Below are 13,330 nucleotides of genomic sequence, written 5' to 3' on the forward strand. Positions count from 1 at the left end.
ACCGAGAGTTGAACTCGGGACCTCAGGGTTATGAATCCTGCGCTCTAACCAACTGAGCTATCTCGCCATCTTCTTACCTTTTCCTGAAAGGCGGTGCAAAGATAGTTACATTTTTCTTTTGTGCAAGCCTATGAACGGTCTTCTTCGTATAAAACTTTTGTTCGATGCTTTAGGAACTTGAAAATCAGGCTGAATAAAATTGCTCCTGCAATCCAATAAATGTAAACAAATGGGTTTGCAATCGTTTTTGTCGTAAAAAACTCACGGATTCCAGCTACAAAAACAAAGCCTAATACCGTTGCGGAGATTCCGGAATATTCTCTTCTCAGAATTGTTTTCATTGAAAAAGGAATGTCTCCTTTGATGTAATTCTTCCAACTCGGCCAGAATGCAGGTACGCTGTTTGACCAGGTAACATAGCTTTCTCCGAATTTACGCTCCAGGAAACGTTCTTCTGCAAACATGATTCGCTCGTAGTAAATCCAGAACAGCAAGCTCACGATCACAATGAAGTAAATGTTGAATGTGAAGCATACAATCCCGATCCACATAAAGTAATTCCCCAAATAAAGCGGATGGCGAACAGTAGAGTAGATTCCTTTCGTATTTAAGGCTTCTGCAACCTGCTCCTGAGTATTTCTTCCTGAAGTATTCTTATTACTTGTCCCGATAGCAATTGCGCGGATGACTTGTCCCAAAACCGACATAGCGATTGCTGCTCCCGTACAGATGTAGAACCACTGATCGTTGTCCATAATACACTGAACATCCGTGAAGTAAATCACGGGAACTGCTAAAACGAATAAAATTACCGGAATTTGTCCTCTGTATTTGAAGAGCTTGTTTCCGTTTTTTTCAAATGAATGTACTAATGCCATGAAAAGAAATGTGTATATTTCGAAAATGATTTTTCGGCGCGAAGTTAACATTATTAAACTACTATGACAAAAAAGGAACCATTCGAGTTAGAATATGTACTAAAAACCTCACCTAAGGTCCTGGATAAACTATTGTCCACACCAGACGGATTAAGCGAGTGGTTTGCAGATGATGTGATTGTGAAAGATGACTTGTATACCTTTCATTGGGATGGAAGTGAAGAAAAAGCACGTTTGATTTCAAAAAAAGCAGGAGAATCCATTAAATGGCAATGGTTGTATGACGAGGAAGACGATCTGGAAACATTTTTCGAAATGAAATACACGATCGACCCGATGACGAAAGTCGTAATCCTGACTGTTTCCGACTTTGCGGAAAGAACGGAAAAGGATGAAATTGTGCGTCTTTGGGAATCTCAGATCAGTGATTTGAGAAGAGTAATCGGAGCATGATCTAAAATTACCGCATCATTCTATGTGCCCTATGCTGCTATGTGGTTCAATAATTAAACCACAATAGTTCACATAGAACACATAGTTCTTGATTTTTTTTTAATTCAATTCATTAATCGAATTCAGTAAGTTTTTGCTGATATCTTCCAATGCTGACTGAGAGAAATCAAATTTCAACCCTGCAGTCTCATAAATTTCAGGGATGGATTTTGTGTATCCTAATGAAAGCGCATTCTTATAATCTGTCAATGCTTTTTGCGGATTCTTTTTGTAATTATTCCAAACTCCCAGAGCTCCCAATTGAGCAATTCCGTACTCGACATAGTAGAACGGAACTTCGAACAAATGCAATTGCTTTTGCCACGAACTTTCCAGAACAGTTTCATATCCGTCATAGTCGACCAATCCGGTTCCAAAACGTTTGCTCAGATTCAGCCATTCCTGCGTTCTCTCTTCTTTTGTATGAGTTGGGTTTGTATAAATCCAATGCTGGAATGCATCAATTTGTGCAATCCACGGCAATACTTTTACGACTGATTCGATTTGTTCCAGTTTTGCACGCTTCAAATCATTTTCATTGCTGTAAAACTCAGACCAAAGTTCCATGGTTAGTAATTCCATCGACATGGAAGCCAATTCAGCCACTTCAGAAGGTAAGGATTTAAAGCCTGTTAACTCCAGATCTTTGCTTAAGAAGGAATGAACAGCATGTCCACCTTCGTGAACCATCGTTGTCAAATCTCTTTGAGCTCCTGCCGCATTCATGAAAATAAACGGAATTCCGGATTCGTAAAGCGGGTAGTTGTAACCTCCCGGAGCTTTTCCTGCTTTTGAATCCAAATCCAAAAAGCCGCCGCTTTTCATTGTTTTCAGACAGTCTCCGAAATAAGTGTCCAATTTTTGGAAAACAGCAATGGATTTATCCAGCAATTCTTCGCCGTTTGTAAATGGTTTCAAAGGAGCCAATCCATCCGGGTCCACTTCCAGATCCCACGGTTTCAGCTTTGTTTTGGATAATTTCTGTATTTTCTTTTCCGTCAGTTGTTTCACGATCGGAACAATCAAACGCTCAATGGCATCATGAAAAGCAAGGCAGTCTTCTACCGTATAATCAAAACGGCCCAAGGCTTTGAATTTGTATTCCCTGTAATCCGAACAACCCGCATTCAACGCAACCTGATTCCGAAGCCTGATCAATTGATCAAACAACTCGTCCAAAGCTTCTCTGTCCTGTAATCTGCGGGAAACGATCAGGTCATAAACTTCTTTCCGGATCGCTTCATTCGGATCTTTCAGGTAATTTGCAGCCTGGGGCATCGTCAGTTCTTTGCCCTGGTATGAAATCATCTGCTTTCCGGAAATAGCTCCGAATTGCTGACTCAAGGTGTTAATCTCTGTTTCAAGGGCAATGTTTTCTTCCCGAAACAATTCCAACGCAGATTTGACTCCTCTGAAGTAGATGGAATAGGCTTTATCTTTAGATAACTCATCAATCCATGGAGAAGCCATCATTTTTTGATTCAATGAATCTTCGAACGGAGCCAAATTCGGCTGAATCTCCGTTACGAAAAACTGGTAAGCTTCTGTCAGTTTTTCATCCAGTGTATTAATCGTCATTTTGATATAACGCCAGGCCATGTTTTCTTCCAGAACCGCTTCCAGCTCACTCTTATCCAGCAACCATTGCTTAAATGCTTCTTTACCGGAAATATCCCGGTTTTGAAGATCTGAAAGATATGTTTCAACGGAATTCCAACTTTCACACTGGAAGTCGGCAGCTACAAATTTTCTCATAATACAAAAATAAAAAAAGTCGGGGCGAAAAATTTTTTACCCCGACTTTTTACAACATATTTAGAATTTTTATTTTCCTCTTGAAGATCCTGTTTTAGGAGCTGCCACTTTCTTCGCGCTGGTAGTTTTAGCTGATGCTTTCGCCGCCGGAGCCTTTGCTGCAGGAGTTTTAGCAGTTGCAGCCTTTGGAGCCGCCGCTTTTTTAGCCGGTGCTTTTTTCTCCTTTGCAGGAGCTGCTTCCGCATCGTCTTTTGCTGCACTAGCTTTTGCTTTCTTTTCTTTCGGTGCTTCTTCAGCTTCTTCTTTTACCTCTTCGATCACCAAAGCTCCCGCTTTCAACAATAAGTTATACCATTGGAAGATTTTCTTGATGTCAGAAGCGTAAACACGTTCCTGGTCGAAATTTGGCAAAATCTCCAACAAGTAACCTTTCAACTTACTTTGATCTTCTTTATGAGAGATTGTTTCTTTACCGCTTTCTTTTTCAAAAATCGAAATGAAGATTTCTTTTAACGGTTTGTCCTCATCATAGGTGTAGATAGAAATATCATCCAAAGCAGAAATTCTGTCTGAAGCATACGCAGGAACGCGTTTTTTATCTTCCAATGATTCTACGATGATGTTGTTTTTACCTTGTGCCAAAACTCTATAAAGTCCCGACTTTCCTGAAATAGCAATGATACCTGTTAAATTCATTCGATTAATTTATTTGAGCCAAAAATACAGCTTCTTTTTAATTCTTCACTATTTTCACCTGAAAGTATTGAACATCCGTGTGAATAACCAGGTAATAAGTACCTGATTCAAGCTCAGAAACTGAGATCTCGTGTTTGCCGTCTGTTATTTTTTTTACTGTTCTTCCCTGAACATCAAGCACCTGCACATCGCTGATCGGGAGGGAGGTATCGATTGTTACATTTCCATGCGTCGGATTCGGATAAACATGCATTTGATTTGCCAATTCCTCTATTCCTAAAGAAGGATTATAGGGTTGTGAAAAAACTTCACAGCCATCCGTACTTGTTCTCGACACGGTAAAGAAAGAAGTAGAAGGAAGTGTGATGGTATAACTCGCATTCGTCGCTCCCGGAATCGCTACCCCGTTTTCATACCACTGCAAGCTTGGATACGGATCTGTGGAAAGCAAGGTTCCATTGACATAAATAACCGGAGCGGGCGGGGCAGAAGCTGCCAAAACAGTAATCGTGTCCGAGAAAGAAACGCATCCGTTTTGGTCGTAAGCCATAAAATAGACCTCTCCGGAAGTTGTTAAAGCCGATTTATACGTCGTATCTCCGTTCATCCAGCGGATATCATAATTTGCAATGGATGCCGTTGAAACTGCGCTGTCTCCCGGACAGAAAAATGTATCGGCTGTAATTGTGTTGGTAAAGTTGGATTGCTGCATCATATGCAATGCGTGAATTTTTCCGTAACCGTATGCATTATTCGGGATTGTTCCGGTAAAGACATCAGTGAAAGCTGTGGAACGGATGGCATCCAGGAAGCTTTGATAGTTTCCTTTGCTGCATTTCTGTAAATAAAGTGCTGCGATTCCGGCTACTACCGGAGAAGCCATTGAAGTTCCGCCATTCCGCACATGCAATCCGTCAATTGACATCGCTGTATTGTAACCCGGATCGTTCAATAACCAATAAGGTCCGGCGCTTAAAGAAATATCTCCGCAAGCTACCACATCCGGCTTGATGTTTCCATGTCTTGTTGGTCCTTTTGCCGAAGCAGGAGTTAATTGCCCCACGGACACATAATTCGGAGGATTCGGTAAATAAGTGTTTCCGTTTTTGTCCACATGACTGTATCGGTTCCGGATATTTCCAACTGTAACCACTTTCGGAGAACAGTTCCAGGAAGAAACCAGGGTTTGAAGTGAATCCGGCATGTTGTAATGCTGAATATTCGGATAAACAGCTGTTGTCGGAAGTCCGGTCGTTAGCATATCATTGAGTGAAATTGCCGCTGAACCACTCCACGCATCATAGTTACCGCTTCCTTTAGTTTTAAAGGCGTAGAGATAACTTGCAGAATCGACGTGATTTAAATAGCATTCCAGGTGTAAATTCGGGCCTACAATTTCGGGATAGATTTCCATGGTTGCAATGCGGTTACTTCCGTTCCATAAGGTATCGCGAATAACGCTTCCGACACCTGAGTTTGCGGCTCTGTAAATCGTTTGTGCGCGTTCCTGAAATGTTCCGCTTCCCAAATTCGCCGCCCAGGCATAATTCCAGGTAGCATCCGTTAAATCAGTCCAAAGATCCAGGTAAACCGTATTTGGCCCCAGCTGACTTGACGGATTTGGTTTTACCCACACAAAAGAAGTGTCCGAATCGACCTCTCCATGAACATGGTATTTTCCCCAGGTTCCGGAATTTCCTGCTGCGCAAACGATGATCCGTCCATCTTTTTCATCCAGTAAATTATCCATCAAAACCGCCGCAGGATCCGTTCCGTCGTGGCTGCCCAAATAAGAACCGACTGAAAGGTTTACAACAGCCGGTAATCCCAATGCTTCTGCTTTTTTGAAGACAAAATCACAGGCGTCCGCAACGGTTAACGTCCAGTTTGGCAAATTGAAATTGGTTTCGATTACAATGATTTTGGCATCCGGAGCCATTCCTTTTTCCTGCCCGTTTGCCAATCCGTTTGAGACTCCGGCTCCTGTCACTGAAGTTCCGTGAGCAGAAGCTTCTTCCATACTGCCACAGTTTCCGGACTGGATATCGTTTGCATCCCACAATTGCCCGTATCCGTATGGTTGCGGCGTTCGAACAGGATCAAAAGGCAGGCTATGATCCCAATAATAAAGTACGCGTGTATTTCCGTTTTGATCTCTGAAATCCGGATGATTGTAATCCAATCCCTGATCAACAAAAGCCACAATCACATCTTTTCCCGTAAAAGGCATTTGTAGACCAACTCCCTGATGAACCGGTTTTACATAGTGTTTTACCAAGGTGGAATCGTTCAAAGCTTTTGGGAGCGACAATTCCAGGTAGAATGATTCGATGATTTTTGATTTCACCGCCTGTTCAATCCAAACAGGTTGTGCCTGGATGTAAATCCACTCACGCGTTACTTGTTTGACAGAGATCTCTTTCGTTGCTAATAAACGGTCCAAATTCCCTGAATTGGTAACTGCAAATGCCATTGAAACGTTCGGTTGTTCGGCTAATAATTTCCTGAATTTGAAATTATCGGTTTGGGCAAAACTTGTTAATGAATTGATTGTAATTAATCCTGCTATCAGTAATATTTTAGTTACCTTCACCGCTTGTTGTCGTAGTTTTCCTATGAACATTTTTTTAAACCTTTAATAAAGTATGATAACAATTATCTGATGCAAATTAAGATATTTGTTTAAATGGAAGTGTATTCCTCTCAAAAAAAGAACTTATAGACATGAAGAAAAGAATTCTCACGTTGTCATTTGCCTTGTTTTCTGTAGGTGTAATGAATTTTATTTACGGTCAGAAAGTAGAAGAAATCAAGAACTGGTATAACGGAGCTACACCAGGGATGAACACTGAAAAGGCTTATTCTGCTTTGAAGAAGCAAAAGTCTACAACCGTAATAGTTGCAGTTATTGACTCTGGAATTGATGTAGAGCACAAAGACTTGCAAGGAAAAATCTGGACAAATGAAGATGAGATTCCAAACAATGGAATTGATGACGATAAAAACGGTTATATCGATGATGTTCATGGTTGGAATTTCCTTGGAAGCCCGGGTGGAGAAAACCAAAATTATGCGCGTTTGGAGAAAACCAGAATTTGTGCAGAATTAGATGCGAAATTCAAGGGGAAATCCGAATCGGATATTTCCAGTGCAGACAAAGCTGATTACGCGAAGTACAAAGAATTGTTGAAGTCAATCGAAGACGAGCGCAATCAAAACCTTCAGGCATTGGAGCAATATACGCAGTTGGAACAAATGCTTCCGACATTGAAAGCGAAATTGATTGAGAAATTAGGACCAAACTTCACAGAAGAAGATGTTCAGAAAATGAAACCTGAATCTCAACAGGATTTGCAATTGAAACAAATCGGTGTGTACATTGCAAACGGTCAGTTGTCTGAAGAGAACATCAAGGAAGCTTTGGATCATTTCAATGCAAGTGCCAATTACCAGTTGAATATGGATTACAACGATCGTCAATTGATCGGAGATAATCCGGATGATTTTAATGATGTTCGATACGGTAACAACGATGTAGAAGGACCTGATGCACTTCACGGAACGCACGTCGGTGGAATCATCGGAGCTGTAAGAATGAATGAGCTGGGTGGCGACGGAGTTGCTGAAAATGTAAAATTAATGTCTTTGCGTGCTGTTCCGAACGGTGACGAGCAGGATAAGGACATTGCTTTGGCAATCCGTTACGCAGTTGATAACGGAGCTTCTGTTATTAACATGTCTTTCGGAAAAGCATACTCAAAACACCAGAAAGAAGTGTATGACGCAATGGCTTACGCAGATTCAAAAGGAGTTTTGTTGATTCACGCTGCAGGAAATGACGGAGTGAACCTGGATGAAAACCCGAACTTCCCTACAAATGAATACTCATTCCAGGCAAAACCATTGGATATGTATTTGTGTATCGGAGCTTCTACGAGAGATAAAAAACACCTGGCTGCTGATTTCTCAAACTTCAGTTCCCGTCAGGTAAATGTTTTTGCTCCTGGGTTCGAAATCTACAACACAGTGCCTCAAAGCGACTATAAAATTCTTCAGGGAACTTCTATGGCTGCACCGATGGTTTCAGGAGTAGCTGCTTTGTTGAAGTCTTACTTCCCGACCTTGTCTATGAAAGAAATCAGAGACATCATGTTGGCATCTGCGAAACAATACAAAGGAACAATGATTCCTTCTCCGGGAACAGGAGAGTCTGTTGATTTTGGAAAATTATCCACAACCGGAGGAGTGATTGATGTAGCTGCTGCAGTGAAAATGTGTCAGGCGAAAGTGAAAAAGTAATTTTCAAATCTGTATATTTAGTACCGTTCTGGCTTAGCCGGGACGGTATTTTTTTTGCCTATGAAAACAATTAAACGATTCTTTGCTTTATTGACCGGATTGATCATCGTTTCCGGGTTCACAACTTTTCAAAAACCCACGGAAACAGAAACGATCGATTCCTTAATCGACAATTGGCACAAAGCAGCTGCCGAAGGAAACTATGCAAATTATTTTGGCTTGATGGCCGATAACTTTATTTTCCTTGGGACCGATCCTGCTGAAAGATGGGATAAAGTAGCATTCGGCGCGTTTTGTAAACCTTATTTCGACCAGGGAAAGGGTTGGGATTTCCGGAAGATTGAACGCCACATTGAAATTTCCAAAGATGGCAAAACGGCCTGGTTCGACGAAAAGATCAATACCTGGATGAAAGATTGCAGGGGAAGCGGAGTATTGGTAAAAACAGGAAAGGACTGGAAACTGGTTCAGTATAACCTGGCTGTGTTGATCGAAAATGATAAGATCCAGGACTTTATTAAATTGCGCGAAGCAAAGTGAAATAAATGCATCGGGAGACACTTGACAGGACAAAACGGAGAATCTGATTATCATAATAATCGTTAATGGTTAGGGGGTCTGGTATAGATTTTGTAACTTATTTGGTAGTTAAAAATACCAGATATGAAAAAGTTGATTTTTTTGGGGTTGATCATGTTGGCAGGACCAACACTCAACACATTCGCGCAGGACAGTGACAGTACCGGAATGCCTGGAGACAACTTTGATTTACAGGGAGCTCTCCAACTCTTTAAACAATCTTCCACATTAGAAGAATTTGAAAAGAAGCTTAATACCGAATCCAATGCGGTGAACAACCTGGATTTGAATGGAGATAATGCAATTGATTACATTCGTGTGATCGATAAAAAAGAAGGCGATAATCACGCTATCTTGTTGCAAATTCCTGTAAACAGCAAAGAAAACCAGGATGTCGCTGCAATCGTTATTGAAAAACGATCCAATTCCGAAGCTCAGTTACAAATTATCGGGAACGAAACCTTATATGGTGAAGAGAAGATCATGGAACCAACGGAAGAACAAGCTGTAAAACAAACAGGACCTTCTGCTTATTCTTCAGCACCTCCGGTTTTCGTTTTTGTGAATGTTTGGGGCTGGCCTTGTGTTCAATACATTTATGATCCCTGGCACAGTCCGTGGTATTCACCGTATTACTGGGATTATTATCCTGTCTGGTGGAGACCGTGGAGACCACTTTACTGGAACGTATATTATCAGCGTGTGTATCATTATCACGGTTGGTGTTCTTATACTAATTTCTACCATGTTCCGTATGCTCACAACATCTATAAAAACAACAGCACGAATAGTGCGTATGTAAAAGGACGAACAGAGCCGCAACGTGTGGCATATAAAAACAGAGTTGTAACCGGTCAATCGTCCGCTAACGGATCGCAGGGTAGGGTAAATCCTAATAAAACAGGAACAATCGGTAATGAAACAAAACCACAGCCACTCGGAAGAACGGATGAAATGAGAAAAGATCCGGGAGTTGTGCGCCCAACGGTAACCAATACAAATCCGGAACAAAGAACTCCGGTTGTCAGAGAACAACAAGCACCGAGACCGATTAATCCGAACAATGGAGGAGTCATGAATGGTGGCAGAACGAATGACGGAAATATCCGGACAACAGATCCGGGGGGAAGAACTCCGGCTCCGGTAGCTAATCCACAGCAAAGACCGATGGAACGGGTTCCGCGTGTAGATCCGCAACCAAGACCTGTTGAACAACGAAATCCTGAACGTATTCAGCCGATGCCTCAACAGAGAGAGCAGGCTCCGGTTTTCAGACAACCAACTCCAGGCAGAGAGATCAGCAGACCGGCAAACGGCGGTGGCGGAGGTGGAAGAATGCAGAGAAGATAAACCCGCACTTGCTGTCTTCGACTCCGCTCAAAACAACAAGTAAATACAAATAAAAACGCCCTGACGATAAATGTCAGGGCGTTTTTTATGGACTTATTTTAAATCAAAAAAGCGAGATGAAGTATCTCGCTTTTTTGATTTTATTTCTTTTTAGTTCTGTTCTTTGCCTGCTCTTGCTGCTGACGTTGTAAATCGTCTAAGCGCTGCATGAAACTGGATTTTTTCTTTGGAGCCGCACCACCTTTTTTATTCGCGGAGTTTGTTTGTGCTTCTGCCATTTTAGCCTTCAGTTTCTCTTCATCCACGAAGAATTTCTTGATCACAAACATCAGGATGATTGTCATTAAAGTAGAGATGAAGTAATAATAACTCAAACCTGAAGAGTAGTTATTGAAGAAGAAGATCATCATAATCGGGAACATGTACATAATGATTTTCATGTTCGGCATTCCAGGCTGTTGCTGCTGCGTCATGTTTGACGAGTTCAAATGCGTATAAGCCAAAGTTGTGACAGCCATTAAAAGCGTAAACAGGGAAATGTGGTTACCATACAATGGAATGTATGTTCCGAAATCCCAGATAGAATCGAAGGATGACAAATCTTCTGCCCAAAGGAATCCTCTTTGTCTCAATGTAAATGTAGCCGGGAAGAAGCGGAATACCGCCAATAGAATCGGCATCTGGAAGAGCATCGGAACACAACCTGCAAGTGGTGAAGCTCCTGAAGCCCGATACAAAGCCATCATATCCATCTGCTTTTTCATCGCATCTTCTTTCTTCGGGTATTTTGCATTGATTTCATCGATCTGAGGTTTCAAGATCTTCATTTTTGCCGAAGACACGAACATTTTCCATTGAACCGGCATCAAAACCAATTTCAAAATGATTGTCAATAACAAAATAGCGATTCCGGCATTCATTCCGAAACTCATGAAAAATTCGAATACCGGCTGAACAGCATACAAGTTGATCCAGCGGAATACTCCCCAACCAAGGTTCAAAATATCGTCGTAATCTTTCTTATATGTTGCAAGTGTGTTGTAATCATTCGGTCCGAAATACCAGCTAAAGCTCACTTGCCCGTCTTTTACGGACTGAAGTCCCAGGTTCAGTTTTGATTGATACTTACGGATATGTGTGAAGTATTGCGGAGAACCTTCTTTGTAATTTGTAGATGTGAACTTGGTTCCGTTTTGTTTGAATCCGTTGTCTGCATCCAGGATAGAGGAGAAGTAGCTTTGTTTGTAAGCCACCCATTTCATATCTGTTTCAGCAGTTTTGTATGCATCGGCAACTTCACTGTTCCAATCCAGTTTTCCGTCGGCAGATTCGTAACAAATCGTAGAAACTTTTCGTTGCTCGGAAAGCAATCTTTCAGAACGAAGCATTTCCATTTGCCAATCCAACAAGACGGAATTCGGTAATACTTTCCCGGACAAATCTTTGAATGCAATGGTATATCCTAAATCGTATCCGCCTTTTAACGTATAGGTGTATTCGATAGAACCATCTGCTACATCATGTCTGAAAACAACTTTGTGTTTTGTTTTCGAAACGACTTCAAACGCTTTGTTTCCTGTTGCATACTTTTTACCGTCTACATTGAAGATCAGCTGATTTTTCTGATCACCATCCTTAAACAAATAAAGCGGAGTGATTTTTCCGTCCTTTTTAGCAAAGTTCACATACGATTCGTATTCTTTCAACTGTACTGCTGAAACAATTCCACCTTTCGTAGAGAAATCAACGATCAGTTTTTCAGATTCCAAACGAATAATTTCGCCTTTCACAAGTACATTGGAAGGTACTTTAACGCGCGGAGCAATCATTGTATCCTGCTTCGTTTTTTGATTCACGTAAACCAAACGACCTTTATCGTCTTTGATTTGATTTCCGTCTTTATCTTTTTTTGCAACAAGAACCGGTTTGTCCTTGTTAGCTTTTTCAAGTGAATCTGCGTCTTTCTTTGCTTGTTGCGCTAATTCTTTTTGCTCTTTCTCTTTTGATGCCTTGATTTCTTTTTCACTTGGCTGGCTCATGTATGTGAACACTACCAATAAAGCACCAATAAGCGTAAGACCAATAACTGTATTCCTATCCATTCGTGTTTGTTATTTTATTTATTCTCAATCTGCTGCGGCAGATCTCTGTTTAATCTCTCATTATTCGTTACCGCTTGTTCTCGTCGAGGTCAGTGACTTTTCTGATTCTCAATCGCTGCTTTCACAAAAGCAACAAATAAAGGATGCGGATTATCCACCGTACTTTTGTATTCCGGGTGATATTGTGCTCCGACAAACCAAGGATGATCCGGAATTTCAACTACTTCAACCAATCCGGTTTCAGGGTTTTTTCCGGTTGCGATCATTCCCGCTTTTTCAAAAGCTTCCAGGTAATCATTGTTAAACTCGTAACGATGACGGTGTCTTTCTTCAATTGATTCGGTATTGTAAGCTGTTGCAACTTTTGTATTTGGTTTCAATTGACATTTGTAAGATCCCAAACGCATGGTTCCTCCCATGTTTGAAATACTTTTTTGCTCTGCCATCATGGAGATTACCGGATATTTTGAATCTTCCGCAATTTCTGTTGTATGCGCGTCTTCGTAATCCAGGACGTGTCTTGCGAATTCGATCACCGCACACTGCATTCCCAAACAGATTCCGAAGAACGGAACCTTGTTTTCACGTGCAAAACGAACGGCTTCGATCTTTCCGCTGATTCCTCTGGAACCAAAACCAGGAGCAACCAGAATTCCATCCAAACCTGCCAGTTCGGATTCAATATTTTGTTTTGTCAATGACTCGGAGTGAATCCATTTTACATTCACGCGTGCTTCATTTGCAACACCACCATGAATAAATGCTTCGGAAATCGATTTGTAAGAATCTTTCAACTCTACATATTTACCAACCAAACCGATGTTTACTTCTTGTTTCGGGTTCTTCAGACGCGTCAGGAATTCCTTCCATTTTGAAAGCTCCGGAGAGTTTTTAGACGGCAATCCCAATTTCTCCAAAACGACTTTATCCAATTCTTCGGCCTGCATTAAAAGCGGAACGTCGTAAATGGATTCGGCATCGCGTGACTCGATTACCGCATTCATGCTTACATTACAGAACTTCGCAATTTTCTTGCGGATCGTTAAATCCAGTTCATGCTCAGTTCTGCTTCCTCTTCAAGCGTCACATCTGGCGTGGCAAAAACAGCAAATCCCCCATAACCATGACCTTGCTTACGTTCAGTGCGGGCAAGTGCGTACTCTTCTTTCGTTTTTGGGT

The 13,330-nt window shown here is 41.4% G+C and carries 9 protein-coding genes and 1 pseudogene; 4 read left to right on the forward strand and 6 right to left on the reverse strand.

Going from position 1 to position 13,330, the window contains the following annotated elements; all coding sequences use genetic code 11:
* Nucleotides 1-128: 128 nt before the first annotated feature.
* On the reverse strand, nucleotides 129-878 hold the full coding sequence (locus Q1V93_RS07660) for an isoprenylcysteine carboxylmethyltransferase family protein (protein WP_300663409.1): 750 nt from the start codon (nucleotides 876-878) through the stop codon (nucleotides 129-131).
* Nucleotides 879-941: 63 nt separating this feature from the next.
* Between Q1V93_RS07660 and Q1V93_RS07665 the strand changes: the two genes are divergently transcribed.
* On the forward strand, nucleotides 942-1,331 hold the full coding sequence (locus Q1V93_RS07665) for an START-like domain-containing protein (RefSeq protein ID WP_300663411.1): 390 nt from the start codon (nucleotides 942-944) through the stop codon (nucleotides 1,329-1,331).
* 99 nt (nucleotides 1,332-1,430) lie between these two features.
* Here Q1V93_RS07665 and Q1V93_RS07670 read toward each other — a convergent pair whose 3' ends face one another.
* The 3 genes from Q1V93_RS07670 to Q1V93_RS07680 form a co-directional block, all read right to left on the reverse strand.
* On the reverse strand, nucleotides 1,431-3,125 hold the full coding sequence (locus Q1V93_RS07670) for a M3 family oligoendopeptidase (RefSeq protein ID WP_300663413.1): 1,695 nt from the start codon (nucleotides 3,123-3,125) through the stop codon (nucleotides 1,431-1,433).
* A 69-nt stretch (nucleotides 3,126-3,194) separates the two neighbouring features.
* Nucleotides 3,195-3,821, reverse strand: coding sequence for a DUF5606 domain-containing protein (locus tag Q1V93_RS07675; protein WP_300663415.1), 627 nt, complete (start codon nucleotides 3,819-3,821; stop codon nucleotides 3,195-3,197).
* Between the two features lie 37 nt (nucleotides 3,822-3,858).
* Nucleotides 3,859-6,444, reverse strand: a complete 2,586-nt coding sequence (locus Q1V93_RS07680; RefSeq protein ID WP_300663417.1) for a S8/S53 family peptidase — start codon at nucleotides 6,442-6,444, stop codon at nucleotides 3,859-3,861.
* 101 nt (nucleotides 6,445-6,545) lie between these two features.
* Here Q1V93_RS07680 and Q1V93_RS07685 point away from each other — a divergent pair, with 101 nt between their 5' ends.
* The 3 genes from Q1V93_RS07685 to Q1V93_RS07695 all read left to right on the forward strand — a co-directional run bounded on the left by Q1V93_RS07685 (nucleotide 6,546) and on the right by Q1V93_RS07695 (nucleotide 10,049).
* The gene (locus Q1V93_RS07685) at nucleotides 6,546-8,120 is read left to right on the forward strand and encodes a S8 family peptidase (RefSeq protein WP_300663419.1); all 1,575 of its coding nucleotides are present in this window, start codon (nucleotides 6,546-6,548) and stop codon (nucleotides 8,118-8,120) included.
* A gap of 60 nt (nucleotides 8,121-8,180) precedes the next feature.
* Complete coding sequence (locus Q1V93_RS07690; RefSeq protein ID WP_300663421.1) at nucleotides 8,181-8,660, forward strand: nuclear transport factor 2 family protein; 480 nt, start codon at nucleotides 8,181-8,183, stop codon at nucleotides 8,658-8,660.
* Nucleotides 8,661-8,783: 123 nt separating this feature from the next.
* Complete coding sequence (locus tag Q1V93_RS07695; RefSeq protein ID WP_300663423.1) at nucleotides 8,784-10,049, forward strand: hypothetical protein; 1,266 nt, start codon at nucleotides 8,784-8,786, stop codon at nucleotides 10,047-10,049.
* A 140-nt stretch (nucleotides 10,050-10,189) separates the two neighbouring features.
* Here the strand turns inward: Q1V93_RS07695 and yidC are convergent, their stop codons facing one another.
* Together yidC and Q1V93_RS07705 are read right to left on the reverse strand one after the other, a co-directional pair.
* A complete protein-coding gene (gene yidC, locus Q1V93_RS07700; RefSeq protein WP_300663426.1) occupies nucleotides 10,190-12,151 on the reverse strand; it encodes a membrane protein insertase YidC in 1,962 nt (653 codons plus the stop codon).
* Nucleotides 12,152-12,240: 89 nt separating this feature from the next.
* A pseudogene (locus tag Q1V93_RS07705) lies at nucleotides 12,241-13,218 on the reverse strand (CTP synthase); the annotation flags it as partial.
* Nucleotides 13,219-13,330 lie beyond the last annotated feature (112 nt).

Origin of the sequence: Fluviicola sp. (assembly GCF_030151805.1) — a bacterium.
In the GTDB taxonomy this organism is placed as follows: Bacteria; Bacteroidota; Bacteroidia; order Flavobacteriales_D; family Crocinitomicaceae; genus Fluviicola.